This window comes from Hyphomicrobium sp. (assembly GCF_036262015.1).
Classification (GTDB): domain Bacteria; phylum Pseudomonadota; class Alphaproteobacteria; order Rhizobiales; family Hyphomicrobiaceae; genus Hyphomicrobium_C.
The window spans coordinates 890955-908471 of sequence record NZ_DATAJR010000008.1 but is presented as its reverse complement, the minus strand read 5'-3'; the positions used below and the strand labels follow the sequence as shown (position 1 = coordinate 908471).

Annotated in this window: 21 protein-coding genes; 10 read left to right on the top strand and 11 right to left on the bottom strand. The window is 59.1% G+C overall.

What is annotated here, in order from left to right; genetic code table 11:
* Positions 1 to 28: 28 nt before the first annotated feature.
* A complete protein-coding gene (locus tag VHO05_RS12805; protein ID WP_329646966.1) occupies positions 29 to 682 on the bottom strand; it encodes a hypothetical protein in 654 nt (217 codons plus the stop codon).
* A gap of 336 nt (positions 683 to 1018) precedes the next feature.
* Here VHO05_RS12805 and VHO05_RS12800 point away from each other — a divergent pair, with 336 nt between their 5' ends.
* From VHO05_RS12800 to VHO05_RS12790, 3 genes are all read left to right on the top strand, one after another.
* On the top strand, positions 1019 to 1585 hold the full coding sequence (locus VHO05_RS12800) for a hypothetical protein (RefSeq protein WP_329646965.1): 567 nt from the start codon (positions 1019 to 1021) through the stop codon (positions 1583 to 1585).
* Between the two features lie 65 nt (positions 1586 to 1650).
* Positions 1651 to 2214 (top strand): hypothetical protein, encoded by a 564-nt coding sequence (locus tag VHO05_RS12795; protein ID WP_329646964.1) that lies wholly within the window; start codon positions 1651 to 1653, stop codon positions 2212 to 2214.
* Positions 2215 to 2216: 2 nt separating this feature from the next.
* A complete protein-coding gene (locus VHO05_RS12790) occupies positions 2217 to 2567 on the top strand; it encodes a hypothetical protein (RefSeq protein WP_329646963.1) in 351 nt (116 codons plus the stop codon).
* A 175-nt stretch (positions 2568 to 2742) separates the two neighbouring features.
* Here the strand turns inward: VHO05_RS12790 and VHO05_RS12785 are convergent, their stop codons facing one another.
* Genes VHO05_RS12785 through VHO05_RS12765 form a run of 5 tightly spaced genes read right to left on the bottom strand, consistent with a single transcriptional unit; the run spans position 2743 to position 5359 of the window.
* Positions 2743 to 3177, bottom strand: coding sequence for a hypothetical protein (locus tag VHO05_RS12785; RefSeq protein WP_329646962.1), 435 nt, complete (start codon positions 3175 to 3177; stop codon positions 2743 to 2745).
* Positions 3161 to 3415, bottom strand: coding sequence for a hypothetical protein (locus VHO05_RS12780; RefSeq protein WP_329646961.1), 255 nt, complete (start codon positions 3413 to 3415; stop codon positions 3161 to 3163). Before VHO05_RS12780 ends, VHO05_RS12785 begins: the two co-directional genes overlap by 17 nt.
* A gap of 43 nt (positions 3416 to 3458) precedes the next feature.
* On the bottom strand, positions 3459 to 4013 hold the full coding sequence (locus VHO05_RS12775; protein WP_329646960.1) for a hypothetical protein: 555 nt from the start codon (positions 4011 to 4013) through the stop codon (positions 3459 to 3461).
* Positions 4014 to 4044: 31 nt separating this feature from the next.
* Complete coding sequence (locus VHO05_RS12770) at positions 4045 to 4956, bottom strand: tetratricopeptide repeat protein (protein WP_329646959.1); 912 nt, start codon at positions 4954 to 4956, stop codon at positions 4045 to 4047.
* Positions 4957 to 4981: 25 nt separating this feature from the next.
* Positions 4982 to 5359, bottom strand: coding sequence for a hypothetical protein (locus VHO05_RS12765; protein ID WP_329646958.1), 378 nt, complete (start codon positions 5357 to 5359; stop codon positions 4982 to 4984).
* A gap of 169 nt (positions 5360 to 5528) precedes the next feature.
* On the opposite strand from VHO05_RS12765, the gene VHO05_RS12760 reads away from it, so the two are divergent.
* Entirely contained in the window at positions 5529 to 5726 is a 198-nt protein-coding gene (locus VHO05_RS12760) for a hypothetical protein (RefSeq protein ID WP_329646957.1), read from the top strand.
* Positions 5727 to 5750: 24 nt separating this feature from the next.
* Here the strand turns inward: VHO05_RS12760 and VHO05_RS12755 are convergent, their stop codons facing one another.
* Positions 5751 to 6533 carry a hypothetical protein gene (locus tag VHO05_RS12755; RefSeq protein WP_329646956.1) on the bottom strand — a complete coding sequence of 261 codons (783 nt, stop codon included), beginning with the start codon at positions 6531 to 6533 and terminating at the stop codon, positions 5751 to 5753.
* Between the two features lie 18 nt (positions 6534 to 6551).
* On the bottom strand, positions 6552 to 7265 hold the full coding sequence (locus tag VHO05_RS12750) for a hypothetical protein (protein ID WP_329646955.1): 714 nt from the start codon (positions 7263 to 7265) through the stop codon (positions 6552 to 6554).
* Positions 7266 to 7613: 348 nt separating this feature from the next.
* Between VHO05_RS12750 and VHO05_RS12745 the strand changes: the two genes are divergently transcribed.
* The 6 genes from VHO05_RS12745 (at position 7614) to VHO05_RS12720 (ending at position 14473) form a co-directional block, all read left to right on the top strand.
* Complete coding sequence (locus tag VHO05_RS12745; RefSeq protein ID WP_329646954.1) at positions 7614 to 8057, top strand: hypothetical protein; 444 nt, start codon at positions 7614 to 7616, stop codon at positions 8055 to 8057.
* On the top strand, positions 8054 to 8245 hold the full coding sequence (locus tag VHO05_RS12740) for a hypothetical protein (protein WP_329646953.1): 192 nt from the start codon (positions 8054 to 8056) through the stop codon (positions 8243 to 8245). The genes VHO05_RS12745 and VHO05_RS12740 overlap by 4 nt, the downstream gene beginning before the upstream one ends.
* Before the next feature lie 51 nt (positions 8246 to 8296).
* The gene (locus tag VHO05_RS12735) at positions 8297 to 8686 is read left to right on the top strand and encodes a hypothetical protein (protein ID WP_329646952.1); all 390 of its coding nucleotides are present in this window, start codon (positions 8297 to 8299) and stop codon (positions 8684 to 8686) included.
* A gap of 46 nt (positions 8687 to 8732) precedes the next feature.
* Positions 8733 to 9035: a hypothetical protein gene (locus VHO05_RS12730; RefSeq protein ID WP_329646951.1), complete on the top strand. Its 303-nt coding sequence runs from the start codon at positions 8733 to 8735 to the stop codon at positions 9033 to 9035.
* Positions 9036 to 9117: 82 nt separating this feature from the next.
* Positions 9118 to 13446, top strand: a complete 4329-nt coding sequence (locus VHO05_RS12725; RefSeq protein WP_329646950.1) for a strawberry notch-like NTP hydrolase domain-containing protein — start codon at positions 9118 to 9120, stop codon at positions 13444 to 13446.
* A gap of 10 nt (positions 13447 to 13456) precedes the next feature.
* Entirely contained in the window at positions 13457 to 14473 is a 1017-nt protein-coding gene (locus tag VHO05_RS12720; protein WP_329646949.1) for a DUF7146 domain-containing protein, read from the top strand.
* A gap of 15 nt (positions 14474 to 14488) precedes the next feature.
* On the opposite strand, the gene VHO05_RS12715 is transcribed toward VHO05_RS12720, so the two are convergent.
* From VHO05_RS12715 to VHO05_RS12705, 3 genes are all read right to left on the bottom strand, one after another.
* The gene (locus VHO05_RS12715; protein ID WP_329646948.1) at positions 14489 to 15610 is read right to left on the bottom strand and encodes a hypothetical protein; all 1122 of its coding nucleotides are present in this window, start codon (positions 15608 to 15610) and stop codon (positions 14489 to 14491) included.
* 76 nt (positions 15611 to 15686) lie between these two features.
* Positions 15687 to 16448, bottom strand: coding sequence for a hypothetical protein (locus VHO05_RS12710; RefSeq protein WP_329646947.1), 762 nt, complete (start codon positions 16446 to 16448; stop codon positions 15687 to 15689).
* 464 nt (positions 16449 to 16912) lie between these two features.
* Positions 16913 to 17428, bottom strand: coding sequence for a TniB family NTP-binding protein (locus VHO05_RS12705; protein ID WP_329646946.1), 516 nt, complete (start codon positions 17426 to 17428; stop codon positions 16913 to 16915).
* Positions 17429 to 17517 lie beyond the last annotated feature (89 nt).

The window sequence follows — 17517 nt, the reverse complement described above, 5'->3', positions numbered from 1 at the left end:
AAAACTCTAGCAGCCGGGGTTTACTCCGTCACCTGTCTTTGCGTTCACGGACAGCCACGCCCGCCCGCTCGGCCTCAAAGTACACGTTGGTCAGGGCATCGCCACGTCCGCAGTTGATGAAATAAACTGGAACACCCCTGCGCGCGGTTTCAGATTGGGATTTCGCGACGGATGCTGGCGCAATAGACGTTGCGCATCGCGCATCCTCTCGATGGAGGCGGTTTACGGCCTTGATGATGCCAGCCCGATCCTTGATATCGGTCGTGCTGTCCCAGAAAAAGTGATCGTCCCCAAAGGTTCGGAATCCGTCCTCGCCAACAGCCTGCTCATCCAGCGCGCTGCGCTTCACCCAGCCGACATTCGCGCGCAACCACTCCGGTTCGGTGATTTGAACGCGCACCCATTCCCCGTCGCTGCACTGCTTCTGCACCATGGTTGAATTATCGACGAGCTGGTAGTGGACCTCACCGAGCGCCTTTGTGGCCTTCTCGTTGACGATCCGTTCGCCACCGGGCGATTGCAGAAGGTTGTGACCATCGGCCCCCAGCACGCCAACGACCGCGCCGTCAGCGGAAGCTCCGAATTCACAGGCGAAGCCCTTGGGTGCCGTGCCGATCGACGACACCAGGTAGAAGGTGCCCAACGCAATCACGCCGAAGACCAGCACATGCGACCAACCCATTGGACGTTGCGGTGATACTTGTTGCGGATTTTGTGCGGTGCCGCGCTTCCCAAACGTCGTCATGAGGGGTTTCTTCTATGAGGGTTTGTCTCTCTTCGCAGCGTGCTGCCCTTCCATGGAGAAACCCTTAACGTACACGTCATATTCAGCCCAAAACGTACCCTATTGGTCAGGCAAACGCCGCTGCAATAATTTGTGATATCCCACTAGATACGCCTAGCTACGCCATACCCAGACCGCTCAAAAATGCCGATTGTATAAGGGTTTTGCATTACCCATGGTCTGTCCACCGGCACACGTGCCGGATGTTTTGACATCAAAACGAGGACAGCCCGCATGGCAAAATCCTACGACCAGACCGATCGCGGCAACTTCCGCGCCTTTAAGAACAACTCCAAGGAAATCGGCGACGACCGGCCTCTCTTTCAGGGCAAGCTGACGTTGCCCAACTCCAAGGACGAGCGCAGCTTCGCGCTCTGGCCTTACGCAAGCGAGAAGGACGGTTCTTCCATCCTCTCGGGGCGCGCGGGGGCATCCGCCAACTCGCAGATCGCCGCCTACACCCAGCCCACCAAGGAGCAGGTGCAGAAGCTCGCCGTGGAGATCCCCTCCAAGACAGACGGCAAGCCGTTCAAGCTGGAGCCGGACTCCCTGATCCTCTTCACCAACAAGACCAAGGACGCCGATAACCAGGGACGACCCGACTTCTACGGCTTCTACAATCCCGGTGATGGCAAGCTGCAGCGCGTGGCAGCCTGGTCGCAGCTTGACCGCTACGGCAACCCCATGCTGACGGGGTCGCTGCAGACCTACGACCGCAACAAGGAGATGGACCAGGACAACGCCGGTCCACCGAACCAGCACCAGCAGGCGCGCGAACAGGAACTCGAGCACGCCCGCTAAGCCCCCACGTCGCTTCAGCCAGACGGGGGGCCGCGTCTTGCGGCTCCCCAATTTTTGGAGGCGCCATGAACATCCACATCGACATCAACGAAGCCTTCGCCGACCTGCATGAGCAGTTCCGGGAAGGGAAGCTTTCGCGCGAAGAGTACGACCTCAAGCTCAAGACGATCCTCACGGATGCCGGAAAGCTGCCCGCGTCCGCTCCCAAGGCCGACAGTGTCAAAACCGAAACCGAGCAATCCGGGTGCCTGTCCTATCACTGGAAACCCGGCGAGCAGCTGTCCATCAGCTTCCGCACTTCATGGGACGGGCAACACCGCATCAACAGCTTCCCGCGTCACGTGCGGCAAGCCGCGCGTGTGGAGCTGAACGACAAGATGACCGAGTTGGAGGCCACGAAGCTTCAGGTAGCCCGCACGTCCGGTGATGCCGTCTTTGAAGCGGTGATGGACGACCTGCTCTGCAGGCGCGCCGAAGACATGGTGCAACGGGAAGGCCCCGACACCCGCCGCGCGGTCAACCTCGATGAACGCTTCCGTCTCGCGGACAACCCCGACGTCATCCGCAATGAAGACGTCACGAGCCTCATCGGCGGGCCATTGCGCGCCGATGACGATATGGAACGGTGACCATGACGGGAAAAGACGTTCCGCGCGTGCGTTATTCGCAAAGGCCCGACGGTAGTTTCGACATCACCGTGACCAACGCCGATGCACCGCACCTGCGCATCGACAGCTACCCGCGTCGGATTCAGGAAGCCGCCCAAGGCAACTTCCATTGCACGCTCACGCTCGAGGAGCGGCGCAAGCTTCGCGCCGCCCAAGACATCGGGGAACCCGTCTACACCGCCGTGTGGGACGACCTCGTATCCGCCCGCGCCGAAGAAATGCTGCACGCCCCCGCCGTAACCCTGGAGAACGGACGCGATGCCCTCACAACACCTGTCCACCCTTCTTATCACTCACGAGAACGAGAGCTTTGATGAAGAGGATGCGCTGCATTTCACCTTGCGGCTGATCATGGACCTCCATGGGCCCGCAGCCGTCATCACCTACGCAAAGGAACATGGCCTCCGCTGCGACTATTGCCATTCATGCGGATGGGTGCCCCACCAATACGGAGAATGCCTTTTGTGCGAGCTGCCGCTCATCAACGATCTATGACCAGTCGCTATCACGTTTATCGCGGGAAGGGGGTTGATTAGACAAAGTCTGCAGGTCTGCCGCGTTGCGATCGGCGATCCTCTTCACCGCATAACTGACCAGACCCTTGAAGGTCGCGTCGCCAATGTGCGCCGCGGCCTTTTGCATGCCCTCCCACTCCTCGGCGTCCATCCCGTCCAGAAGTGCGTTGAGCTCGTTCACCGTAGCTTGCCTGTCGAAGCCGTCTTCCTCAGTCCACCCCTGAGCCCGCGCATAGAGGAGCGCCGCTTCTTCCGCCTTGCTGGTGGCGCCTCTGCGCTGAAGCGCTTTTGCTTCAAGCACAGCCTTGAACTCGCCCCGGCTCCACATGAGTAACTTCCCGATATTCATGTTTGGCGTGTGGGTTGGAAATGAAGAAACACTCAAACCAGCCCTAGGCTTCTTCTTCATCCTCTTCTTCGTCATCCAGCTTGGACATAACCCGCTCAATCATTGTCGCCAAATCGGCGCCGTCGCTGACCTCCTCCAGAACTTCGTCCATCTCTTCTTCGGAAAACCCTGCCTCCACAGCTTCCCTGTGACATTGGACGGCGAGATCCTCTGCGCGTTCGGCGCGTACGTTGGCAGGTGTGGAAACGACGTTGTCATCAATCCATTTTTCAAGAAACGCCAGTGCATCGTCGTTCATGGAAATCCTCTTCCGATAACAATGCTTCCCAAAGCCCGCTCGTTCATAGCCCGCACCATACGTTCCCCTCGTTCGGCCACTTCTGGATCAGACCTTCGCCCAACAGCACGGCCCCCGCATTGCGACCGTCCTTCAAAATCACATCAACAAGAGCGCGTTTAAATTTGTCGGTCTTCCCGTTTCCCTTGATCGTATAGCCATCCGCCATTAGCGCCATGAGTCGCGCGAGCGAGGCCCGCGCCTTGTCACGTTCCGCGTCGCACTGCGCTTTGTCGTTCATCTCCGGCGCGTCGTACGCCAGCATCCGCCACTTCGTGCCGTCCTGCCACCCCGTGTCGCCATCAACGAGGCACGTGCGGCGGATGAGCCCGCATTCGTCAATGCCGCCGCTTTGCGTCACGCCACCGGACAGATCCGCCGTGGCTACGTTGTCAGAACGCTGAAAGCCGAAATAGGTGACGGCAGCGAACAGGAGCAACGCGCCCCATGCCATGACACCGAGCGAAGGGCGAAAGCTCGCGAGTGTTGCCGCTCGTCCCTCTTGCTTCTTTTCCGCACGCCGTGCGTTCAGATCCACAAGGTTGTTATCGTCGCTCATAGAGATCCCTTACTAGCATGAGCGTTTCCACTCATTGCTTCTGTGCTTCGAACCACGCCCTTGCGCGCTCTTGAGACGTCGCAATCTCTTCCGGCGTCAGCGATTTCAGAACTTCATCCCGCTGCTGAATAAGCGCTTTGTCACTGTCGTCCGCGCTGACAGTAAGGTTGAGCCAAGTGTAGGCCGCAACCTTGTCACCCATCGCAAGGTGCAGCCTGCCGATTGCGGAACGCGACGCCGAATAGCCACCCTCGGCGGCCTTCAGATAATGCTCAATCGCTTGCTTGAAGTCCTGCGGTACGCCCTTGCCGCTTTCGTACATCTTGCCGAGCCGGTAGTGAGCCCAGTATTGCCCACGTGCAGCAGCGCTCTGATACCAATGGAACGCCTTCGCATAGTCCTGTGGAAGAGACCAACCAGGTTGATTCCCGCATCCGTCAATACGCGTTGCCAACCACCCCGCCCCATCGTCGCAATCTCGGAAGTAGATATCTCCGAGATTGGCCATGGCTTTCATCAGCATGTCTCCGAGTACCTTGCGCTCTTTCCCGTCTGCTTTCGGTTCCAGCTTCTCGGCCAATGTCACGTATTGGAGGTAGTACCGTGCCGACCTTGGATGATCGATCTCGATAACAGGCTTCGCATCCTCACCGATATCGTTGTGCTTCCTGCTCTGATAAAGCTCACCGAGAAGATAGAAAGCTGGCGGATAATCCTGGAAGGACGCCGCCTCAAGCCAATTCTTCGCTTTGACAAAATCCCTTTCCACACCACTGCCATCCGAATAGCGCATAATCCCGGTCTGATAATCGAGCCCTAGCTGCACTTGCGCATCCACGTTGCCTGATTCAGCACGCTTTATGAGGCGTTCCGTATCGCTCTCTGCGTTAGCCGCGCCGGCAAGTGCGAAGCACGAAACGAGTGCCAAAGTTAGTATCCTCATCGAAGCATCCTCCGAAGACAGCTACTCATGAGAACCAAGTGCCCAAATGCCTCGGGCATAGAGTTCCGACCGCCAACGCCTCCAACAGCACGCGCGTTCTCGCGTCCTCGACCACAAGGCACCGGTACGCGTAGCCTTCGCGAAGGCATGCCCCATCGCCACCGTGCACCGCACGCGTGTAAGAGGAATTCCCATTGAGGTGGTCCTGCAGTCGTCCGAGCAACCCATCCTTGCCACGGGGGGTGTTTCCGACGTGCTCCACGCCCCCATCTGCACCATAAACGGCGTACACGCCCCGATCCGTCGTACAGACCAGCCGTTCGCCCTTCTTCGGAAACTTCAGCAACGGCGCCGCCAACAGGTCTGCGAGGAGATGGCTGATGTGGTCGCGTTCAAGGGTCATCTTGCGCCCGCTTGCCGTTCCGGTTCAGCAGGAACACTAGTACAAGCCGGAAAACGGAAGACTAGCCACACGACGTTTTGCACAGCTCGCTCCCAGCCGCGCCGGATCACGTTGACAACCGTTTGGAACCAGCCAAGGCTGATGCCTTCCGCGGGGCATGGAGATCGATATGCCGTTTGTGACTGGCGATGTTATCCCGAGCGGCGATCCAGAATGGCCGTTCAAAGTCGTGTTCAAGCGCGGCGATGAGATCGTGTCCGAGTGGTATGTGGATACGCAGGAATCCGGAGAGGAACAGATCCTCACGGTTCTACAGCGCGCCGCCGAAGAGGATGACGACGAAGAGGAGGATGAAGACGAGGGGTGACCCTCCTGACTTCATCCTCATTTGCTATTCAGGCAAGCGGCCCGGAGATGCATTTACCGACAACACCGTCTCGCTCGCCGTATCGAAATCGCAGGTATAGATGTGGAATTGCCAGGCGCCGAAGCCGTTCTGGAACTTGATGCGGTCTCCGAGAAACGTCACCACGCCAGTATTCTTGTTCTTCCACCGGAACCGCGAGAACTTCGCCTCGAGCATCCCATCCGTCCATTCGTGCTGATACTGGGCGAGCCGCTCTACCATCGGGGCGCAGGTGAATGACGCCTTGATGAGATGCTTGTCGCCCAAGCACTGCAAATCCTTGCGGCAAGATTCATTCGCTATTGATGCAGCCGCAGCGGCGTTCCGTTCCTCCGCAGCCCTCTTTGCTGCGGCTTGCTGCTCTTCCCGCGCCCGTCGATCAGCTGCCTGCTGCTCCTCATGGGCCTTCCTGGTTGCTTCGGCGGCGTTGTGCGCCGCAAGCTCCTGTGGAGACGTCAATCCAAGCGCAAGCGCCCGCCGATAAGCCGGGCCGTCGGCGAAGCCCAGGGCGACGCCTTCCTTGTCGACTTCGGCGACCAATAGACAGCCCGCAATAAACAGCAGGAATGACAGAACGCTCGCAAAAAGCGGTGTGAAGGGTTGCACGAACCCGGATATCCGACGCCTCACCGGCGGGAGTAATGCCAAGCCTCCTATGAGGTACAGCACGCCGCCCGGATCGCCCAACCGCTGCGTCTGAAAGACGAGGCTCATGAGCAGCAAAAAACATCCAAACGCCCAGCCGATGGCGTTGCCAATGGTCCGCATATCCCCCCCCAATTGCCTTTAGAGCTGCGCCGGCGGCTTCACAGTATTGATCCGCTTCTTCTTCAGCGCGGTGCTTCGCGACGAAACCTCTGCATAGAGATCCTTCGCATAGAACGAAAGTCCGAACATGAAGGCCTTGCCCACCCCTTCGACAATGCAGCCTTCCCGTGCCTTGTAGGCGGTCACCGCCACATGTTTCGGAACGGCCGGTGCCCATGGCGCGGACGCCGTTTCAAACGTCTGAAATTCATCGTTCTTGAACAGAGAGGCATCAGGCATTCCAGAGCCCTGAAACCCCTCGGGCCATTCCCGACCAAGCTTTCGGTACAAAACCTTCTCACCTTCCTGTTCGTCGCCGGAACAATAAAGCAAGGTCACGCCCATCACCCGTTGGGGCTCCGCTTTTTCAATCGTGATGCTGTATTGGCGCCGATCCTTGCAGATGTATTCGATCTGCTCGACCGTCGAAGCTCTATCCAACAAATCGATCCCGAGATCCGCCTCCAGCGTCCACATGTTCGCCAGAGCCAGCGCCGACGTACCAGGATCAAACACGCGGTCCAGCTCGGTCTTATTAGAATGGTCGTCTCGCTCCAAGCGGCGGCACCCGTCATTGTGCAGCATGATGGCGCTGAAGGATGGAGCGCCGAGCTTTACGCCGCCGAGGTCCGAAGCAGAAGCCCCTGCGGAGACGGCAATAAGTAGAACGATCGAAACGATTGGTATGCGCATGGCCCACTCCGAGGTCCGCTCGAGATTCGTGCTTCGCAATTTAACGTCATTTCCGAATGGCCGATCACGGCCGGCAACCATCACCTTGTGTAAAACCAATCACAATCCTCAACTTGCTTCTTTGAGTGTGGGCGGCTCCCTCCCTGCGGTCGGGCCACGCCCTACCGCGCGCACGCGCGCGGCCGAGCCCGAAGGTGGTCTCGGCCCATTCGGGTGACGGTCGTTGCCGCAAGTGAAGTGATCAGCACTTCGTGCCCAAAAGCATAAAGCAAGAGGAGGGCCCCGGGAGGTGTCCGCACGGGCGAATAAGAGAAAGCCCGGCGGCGCATTCAACAAGGAGCCCCGACCATGACGGAACATCACGTCGTCTACTGCTCGGCCACGCGCAACATCATCGCCTACGTCCGCCAAGACGAAACCGATGCCGCAGCCATTGCCCGCCTCAAACCGGAATACGGAACGGCGCTTTCCGCCATGCCTGCCCGTGAGGCCCAAGACCTCTACGAAACTTCGTTCAAAACGCCCGTGCAGGAAATCACCTCCAAAGAGTTCGATTACGCGTTGAACGTCCTTCCACCCGTCGCCTGGACCCACGCCCGTGGCGCCGAAAGCTTCAAGATCTCGGAACGCGTCGCAGGCTGCGTCACCGCCATCTATGTTGAAATGGGGCGCCGCTACTTCCGCTTCCACGATGACATCCGCACACCGCATGACAGGTGCTGCGACCGTGTCGCCGCCTACATCGCCGCCCAACCCGATGCATCTGTTCCCGCTCCGGAGGTGAAGCCGTGACCGCTGCTCTTCATCTTCCCCGCCACCTCAACGGATCACCAGACCGGCGCTACGGCATCGCCCGCGAATACTGCGGTTACAGGAAACCGCAGTGGGTGGTGCGCTTCTACGGAGGATGGGTCGGTCGTGCACCCGTAAAGTCCGCCGCCCGCGTTCTCGCCCGTGCCCACCAGGCCGCCCGTTACTAAAATCTCGGCATCACGCCCCATCAGGGCTGACCATTCAAAAGGAATAAGCAAATGACCTCCAGCCTTTGCGACAAGGCCATCGAAATCCTGCAAGCAACCCGTGATGGTGAAGACCTCGATCCCAAGCACCTCAAGCTTGTTGAGCTCGCCGTCAATGGGATACTCAATGAAACCGGCCTGTATGTCTTTGAGGAATTGCTGCGGCAGGTGCGCGATGGATACGTCAAGCCATGGTTCCATGGCGTTCAGCACATCACCCGCAACCATGAGGGATATGTTTTCTGGAGGGGCGTTGCCATCGAACATTACAGCTCCGATTACGCCGCTTCAGATGAATCCGAAGCCCATGTGCGAGAATTGGCGCGGCGTTGCGTCCTTCTCGAAGGGAAGGGGATTACCCCCTCCACCAACACCGTCATCTGGAAGTGGCGTGATTTTTGAGCAGCTTTCTTGTGCCGCCGCATGCCATGCGAAATACTTTCCAAGCATGGCCATCCACCCAAACCTTCAAGTGCTGCTTCACCTCATAGACTGCCACCCGGGCTCCACGGTCGTTGAACTTACCGACCACATGAAGCCCTTCGCCCCCCTCCATGATCCCTACACACAGCAGGCCGTCCGCTATCGATTGCGGGAGTTGATGGATGCCGGCTTCATTCAGCTTGGCCACAGGGGCAAACCCCGCACCTACATCCGCACGCAAGCAAGCTACCGCGTGCTCCCGACCGGGTGGGTTCCCGACGAGGGCGCTTCCCGCCGTCGCAAACACCCAACATCCCTCAAGAGATAGAGCACGGCCCGGAAAGGGGTGCCGGATGGTCCTGCACAGAGGGTGAAGGGGTCCGGTTCAATCCTGATCCGGAGGCCTTTTCATGTCGCTCCTTCACGCGCCCACTACCGCATCTTCCACACACCCGCTCCCCGATGATTTGGAACGCACCGCGTGTTCAAAGTCCGCGTCGCTCCTTGAGGCAGGCGAACTTCTTCTCGCTTTCCTCTCACGCGGACAGGCGCCATCCGCGCACGACATCCGACATTGCATGGAGCAGGCCTTTGGCGCTTCGGATGCCACCGGTAAATGGATTTGGAAGGATTCCTATGAGGCTTTGGAAATTGCCCAACTGCTGTTCCTCCGCCGCTTCCTCCCCTCCATGCGCCGGTCCTCCCACAAGGCATCCGATCTTCTCGCCATGCTGCAGAAGCTTGGAGACCTCATCCCCACCCATACGCGCCGCAGCGAAGACAGCATCGGGCTGCAGCAGTTCTCAACACCGCTAGAGCTTGCCTTCCTCGTTGCGGAGGCGGCCGCCATCACAAACGACGATGTGGTGCTGGAACCCTCCGCCGGAACAGGGCAACTGGCCGTGTTCGCGGAAAGCATGGGCGCCGCGCTTCACCTCAACGAACTCTCCCCCACCCGCGCCGACATCCTCGTCTCGCTGTTCAAGACCATGGTCACGGGCTTCAACGCGGAACACATCCATGACCGCCTGGGCGATGCGGTTCAGCCCACCGTCGTCATCATGAACCCGCCCTTCTCTGTGTCGCCCAAGGTCAGCGGAACATTGCAGGGCATGGATTTCCGGCATCTGAAATCCGCTCTGCACCGCCTCGCCCCCGGTGGACGTCTGGTCGCCATCACCAGTGCTGGATTGTGGCCCCACAGTCCGCAATGGAAGGAAGCGTTCGACACGCTGCTTTCCATTGCAACGCTGCGCTACACCACCCTTGTCAGCGGGAAGCTGTTCCGGCGCCACGGAACCACCATCACCACTCGCCTCTCCGTGTTCGACAAGCTTCCGGCCGCCAACGCGGATTGCAAATGGACGGCGGAAGAAGCAACAGATCCTCACGCCGTCTTGCGCGACATAGTGCAATGGGTGCCGCCCCGCGCACCTTGCGCGAAGAGCATTATCTCGCCGGCCGTGCAACAGGCCGTCACTCGGCACGCCTCTAAGCCCGTACAAAAATCATACGGACAGGTTGCAGCACCCGTTCATGCCATCAACGGGGAAGAGCTCGACTACAGCATTATCGACACGCCTGCGTTGAGCGTCACGGAAGGTCTCTACCAGACCTACGCCCCCGAGCGCATCGTCATCGCCCATGCCCAACCGCACCCGACCGCGCTGGTGCAATCGGCCGCCATGGCGTCGGTGAAGCCACCGGCACCCGCCTATAAGCCGCATCTTCCTTCCGGCGTTGTGCGAGACGGATTATTGTCGGATGCACAGCTGGAATGCGCCGTCTACGCGGGCGAAGCCCATTCCCGCATGCTCTCCGGCCACTGGATCGTCGAAGATGCCCTTGACCGCGTATGCACCGCGGCTTCGGACGACCAGAACGCGGTGCAGTTCAGAAGGGGCTTCTTCATCGGTGACGGAACCGGTGTAGGGAAGGGGCGCGAGGTCTCCTCCATCATCCTCGACAACTGGATCAAGGGCCGGCGCAAGGCCGTATGGATTTCCAAATCCGACACGCTGATCGAGGATGCCCAGCGCGACTGGAGCGCGCTCAATCAGGAAAAGCTGCTCATCACTCCGCAATCCCGCTTCAAGCAAGGCAGCGCAATTCCGCTTTCGCACGGCATCCTCTTCACCACCTACGCCACGCTCCGGTCTTCGGAACGCGAAGGCAAGGCCTCACGTCTCAAGCAAATCACCGATTGGCTTGGTGATGATTTCGATGGCGTCATCGTCTTCGATGAGGCCCACGCCATGGGCAATGCCGCTACCAGCCGCAACGACCGGGGTACCAAGGCCGCTTCGCAACAAGGGGTTTGCGGACTGCGCCTGCAGCACGCGCTGCCCAATGCACGCGTGGTCTATGTCTCCGCCACCGGCGCCACCACCATCGAGAACCTCGCCTACGCCCAGCGCCTCGGCATCTGGGGCAACGACGACCTCCCGTTCCCGACCCGCGCGGATTTCGTTGCGGCGATGCAGCAGGGCGGTATCGCCTCGTCCGAGGTGCTGGCGCGCGATCTGAAGGCGCTTGGCTTGTATGTCGCCCGATCCCTCTCCTACGAGGGCGTTGAGGTCGACATCCTTGAGCACGCGCTCACGCCGGAGCAGATCGCCATCTACAATGCCTACGCGCGCGCCTACAAAATCATCCACGCCAGCTTGCAGGAAGCACTGAAAGCCTCCAACATCTCGGATGACAGTGGCAGCACCCTCAACAAGAACGCCAAGTCGGCGGCACTGTCCGCTTTCGAGTCCAACAAACAGCGGCTCTTCAATCACCTCATCACGGCGATGAAGGTGCCAACGCTGATCAAGGCGTTGCAGGACGATCTCGATTCAGGGCGCGCCGCCGTCATCCAGCTGGTCTCAACCTCCGAAGCATTGATGGAACGGCGCTTGGCGAGCCTCTCGCCTTCGGAAATGAACGCGCTCAACTTCGACATCACGCCCCGCGAATACGTGCTGGACTACTTGCAGCACAGCTTCCCGACACAGCTCTTTGAGACCTACAGCGATGACGAGGGCGAAATCCAATCTCGCCCCGTCTACTCGGCCGACGGTCATCCCGTGTTGTGCCGCTGGGCCGTCGAACAGCGGGACCAGATGCTGGAAGAGCTCCAGCTGCTGCCGCCTGTGCAGGCCGCGTTGGATCAGCTCATCCACCATTTCGGGACCGATCTTGTTGCGGAAGTGACTGGGCGATCGCGCCGCATCGTGAAGCGCAAGGAAGGAAGGGGAATCGAGCTTTGCGTGCAAAACCGGCCCGGAAGCGCCAACCTTTCTGAGACATCCTCGTTCATGGACGATGCGAAGCGCATCCTCATCTTCTCGGATGCCGGTGGCACAGGGCGCAGCTACCACGCCAATCTCAACTGCCTCAACCAGCGCAGGCGCGTGCATTATTTGCTGGAAGCCGGTTGGAAGGCCGACACCGCCATCCAGGGGCTGGGCCGTTCTCATCGCTCCAACCAGAAACAGCCCCCACTCTTCCGTCCCGTCGCCACCGACGTCCGCGGTGAGAAACGGTTCCTCTCCACCATCGCCCGCCGCCTGGATAGCCTCGGTGCCATCACGCGCGGGCAGCGCCAGACCGGCGGCCACGGCATGTTCCGTCCCTCCGACAATCTGGAATCCCATTACGCGCGGGAATCCTTGCGCACCTTCTATACGCACCTGCACAAGGGCTTAGTGACTTGCACCACGCTGCAGCAGTTCCAGGATTCGACCGGCCTCAAGTTGGTTGACCGTGATGGAACGCTGTTGGACGAGCTGCCGCCCATCTCACGATTCTTGAACCGCGTCCTGGCGCTCGAGATCGAAATGCAGAACGCCGTCTTCCTCTACTTCGAGCAGCTTCTGGAAACCCGCGTTGAACGCGCCAAGCTTGCCGGAACCTATGACGTGGGGCTTGAAAGCATCACGGCCGCGAGCCTTACGGTCAAATCCCGCCAACTCATCGCCACCAACGCGATGACAGGCGCCGAAACGCTGCTGCTGCACGTGCGCAAGAAGGAACGGACACAGCCTCTGACGCTGGAGCGTTTGCGCGAATACCTCCAATACCGGGACTCTGTTCGCCTCATGAACACCAAGTCCAACCGCGCCGCTCTGCAAATCCCGGCGTCTTCCCTCATGAACGAGGATGGATCCGTTGAAGATCGGGTGCGCCTGTTGCGCCCCATGGAATCATCGGCCGTTCCCCTATCCATGATGGCAGACACCCATTGGGAGCCTTGCGACCAGGAAACCTTCGAAAAGCTTTGGACCGAGGAACTGTGCGCGTTACCCGAGTTCACCGAAACAAGCTTCCACGTCATGACCGGGTTGCTTCTCCCCCACTGGAAGCGGCTCCCCCTCAACAACCCCCGCGTCTACCGCTTCACCACCGACGATGGGGAAGCCCACATCGGCCGCCTCATTCCCGTTGAAGTGCTGGGTGCCTTCACCAAGGACAAGCCCGACCTCTCGCCGGAAGAAGCTTGGGACCACGTGCTCAACAACGGCATCCTTCGCCTTCAGGATGGATTGCTCGTGAAGCGCGTCACCACCATGCACGCGCAGCGCATTGAGGTTCTGGGCTTTACGCCCGCGCACTACCTGCAGCTCAAGGCCATGGGCCTGTTCTCCGAAACCATCGCCTGGAAGTTGCGGCTGTTCATCCCGCTCTCGCACGATGGCCCACCCACCCTTGCCGCGTTGCTCAGGAAGCACCCCATCATCTCAACCGCGTTTTGAGGAGGCGTTCATGGACCTCAAAACCCTCTCGCGTCGGTTGGCGGACAACGCGGAAGCCGTTTGTGCCCATTACCTCTCCAACGGCAAACGGCATGGGCGATACTGGTTGGTGGGCGATGTCTTCAACACGCCTGGGCGCTCGCTCTATGTGCGCCTCTATTCCTCATCCACGGGAAAGCCACCCGGAAAATGGGCCGATGCGGCCAACCCGGATCATTACGGCGACCTGCTGGACCTCATCCGCTACAATCAGAACATCTCCTCCACTGCGGAACTGCGCCGCGAAGCCTTGCGCTTCCTGTCGCTTCCCTCAAAGCCCGCAGTAGCATCGCCAGCCCCACGCAACAGTCCGCTTGCCGCATCGCGCCTGTTCCATGCGTCGGTCCCCATCCTTGGGACACTTGGGGAGCGCTATCTCAGCAACCGAAACATCACCGCTTCATTGGACCTCAAGTGGCTGCGCTTTCATCCCGGCTGCTATTACAAGCCCAACCGCGATGCTACCCTTGAAACCCATCCCGCCATTATCGCCGCCATCACCGATCTTGCCGGCTCCATCACCGGCGCGCTCCGCATTTATCTCGACCCTTACGAGGCCACCAAAGCCAATTTGGAATTTCCCCGCCTTGCCATGGGCAATGTGCTTGGACACGGCATCCGGTTGGGCCAGGCGCATGATGTGATGGCCGCGGGGGAGGGGCTCGAGACCATGTTGGCGTTGCGATCACTGATGCCGTTGATGCCGGTGGTCACCGCCACATCAGCTTCACACCTCGGTGGACTGCTTTTGCCACCTACGCTCAAGCGTCTCTACATCGCCGTCGATAACGATCCCGCGGGATTGGTGGCGGCGGAACAGCTTGCATTCCGCCATATCGATGAAGCACTTGAAATCCGGTTGCTTATCTCGATGTTCGATGACTGGAACACCGATCTCATGAGGTTGGGGGCGGCTTTCACAATCAGGCAACTCCTGCCACAGCTCGCCCCGCAAGAACGTCTGCGCTTGCAAAGTTGGCAGCTTTAGCCGAATTTCCCCACGCTAAGTCACACGCGTATAGGTTTTACCGTCAAGGACCCGCTGCACCTGTTCAGTGTTCGACGCTCCAATCCGCAAGGCGATCGTTTCGACCGAGTGCGTTGCCGACAATTCGCGGATAGCAAGAACCTGCTCAACCGAAAGCCGCCCATCCCGACCACAGATCTGAGCAACAGCCCATGCGTTGTCCTTCCATTTCTCGGCAACCCACGGCGCAGGCAGACCTTTGCGAGGATGGGCGTGCAACCATTCGGTAACAAGGCGGTCCCGCTCATCCGGCGATGGTACGACACGATCAGGCAACATCCCGTGCTCACGCATGTACCGTAAGGCCGACTTCCCACCCGGTATCATATTAAGGCGCCGCTCATCATGCCAGTGGCCTTCAACCAAACGCTCCTCCGCCCCGTAGAGCGCTTCCAAATCATCCGTAATTCCCATCACCTTGTGATGGATGTAGCTGACCCGTCCAGCATCCAGCTCCTCGCGCAACCTCTTGTGAAACAGCAACGGGCTTCCTGATTCCATGGAACGACGATGCTCATTCCATCGCTGCTGCCAGCTCCGCGTCGTCACTCCGACATAAAAGTACCCGTCATCAGGGTAAGATCCGCCAGATCCAAAAATGTGCTGATAAAGGACATAGGCCCTCTTCGGCCATGTGCTCGGTGCAATGAGCAGCGATGCTGGTGCCGAAAAGACAAGCGCCGGCTTCCTGACACCTTCAACTCGCGGCGAACTATCGCCACGACGTGCGGCCGCCAACATCGCCTCATCCTCAACCAAGTCCAAGCTGATCGTGGGCGTGAATACAAGCTCACCGCCTTCAAGTGCCTGGCCTGACGCAAAGTCCGTCTTGTCATTCACCGTCCGGTGCCCAACCAACACCTTTTCCTGCGGCACAATGAAGACAGGCCGATCAGCCAACGCAATGAACCGCACAACGGGCAAAATTTGCCCAGGCTTCGCCCGAATAACTCCATGCGGTTTTGATGCGGAAGAAAGCCAATGCGTGCCGTAATCCGACCTGCACCATTGAGCCAGAAACAGCTCAACCTCACGTCTGCGCGCATGCATGCGTTTTGGCGCCAGATGCTCCCACCATTGCTTGTTGATCGAGACCATGCACCAACCTAGCGTACAACTTCTTCGTTCTCAAAGAACCTGAAACGAGATGCATGGTCAGTTATGCGGCACCCCATCAATACACCGGGAACACGATGGGGTTGGCGATCGGCCCGCGCATGTCCGTGTCGTTGCGGAACCTCACTTCAACACCACCACCCGCCTGGCCATTTTGCGGAATGCAAGCACCTATATCGATTTCAGTTCCCGAAATTGGCTGCAGCTCCCAGCGGTAGCAATGGGGCCCCAGCTTTGGGAGGGCGTACCGGCCGACCGCGCCGAACCCCGACGCCACAAACGGCGCTTCGCGGGCAGGGGCAGCATAGGTATCCGCAATTACCCGCTGGCTGCTTTGCAGCACCCTTTTGCTCACGGGCCACGCCTCAAACCGGTAGAACACATCGTCTGGCGCCGTAACCGTCCGATAGGGAAGATGCGAAATCGGAACACCGTAATCCTGCGTCCATGGGTTGTAGTTCGGCACGAGCCGCCGGATTTCGGTCAGCCCGTTGAGTTCGATCATCTGCCCAATAACCGGCAGTTCCCGCCACCACTGATAGAAGCCAAGATGCTCACGCGGCTCCGGGCTTTCGTCTGCACTGAAGAATGGATCCGTGACCTCAATCTCTGGCCACTGCCATTGCCGCTTGAACACGTCGTCAAGCTTTGCACCGCCGTCGCCATCGCCCTCATCTGACATGAAAACAATATCGCCCAGTATGTAGCCGACCAAAATGCGGTCACCGGCCACAACTTTCGCCACCTGAACACCCATGGCAAATTCAGGCGTTCCCAACGAGCGCCTGATGTAAGGCGCCTCCAACCTGAATACCCCCATTCGCATCCCCCCTTGCAAGCAACGAATCCCGCCCCATACTCTCCTCACAAGGAAAGTATCTAAGGATGACCACCAACGCACAAACCGCTACCACAAACCTCACAACTGCCACCAAACGAGCCACAGAACTTGATCGCCTCGCAACCGATACGAGGGCCTGCCTCCTCAAAGAAATAAACGGGGAACCTGGACAACATCACTCCCATGTCTACGAATACGTAGATCATCTTCGCGCCGAATGCCGCATTCACATCTCGCAAGCAAACTACGACGACCTTCCGTTCCATCTCCGGAAGGAAAAGGATCCGACCCGATACAGAGCAGAAGTGGTCAATGGCCCTATGATTTTGATACCTGGACAACGATAGAGCCCGACCGTCCGATAGGGCACTTACGCGCTAGCATTTGACATAATATACATAATGCGAAGCGCGGAAATCTGCCATTTCCGACCAGTCAAGAAATTATGCGAAGTACCTTACATGCTCGGCCGTGCGCAACAACTCGTAGCGCCACGCAAGCTGCGGGTTACCCCTCACGCCACGGGCCATCGCATCTCCGCCAACAAGCACGAACTTCGCACCGCTCGTATTGGAAAGGTATATCAGCTGCGCTTCCGCGACGCGCAGCGCCTTACCTTTAAGCCCGGCCCACAACGCATCGGCATCATTGACCACAACCACCTTCGTCTTCGCTGATCGCAGAGCCTCACGCGCCGGCCAATCAACCATCCTGCGCGCTTCCGAAAAGCCGACGGCATCTAGTATGGAATTCGCCAGCCGTGACGACTTGTGTTGAGCGTTCGCGCTGCAGACAATGACACCATCGCATTTGATGTCCTCTATTCTGATCGTGAACCCATCCTCAGTCACCACAGCGAAGTGCCCGCCATCGCCATCCCTCGGATGTTTATGGCATTGACGTATCACCGCCACCGTAACGGATTTCGTCACTCTTGCCGGTACTGCCGTCTCATCCATCAATAACCAAAATACGCCACCCCTCATCCGTCGCAACGGATTTGCCTACGCCTTAGCCAGCTTCACCCTGACCGAACCCCGTCAGGAAC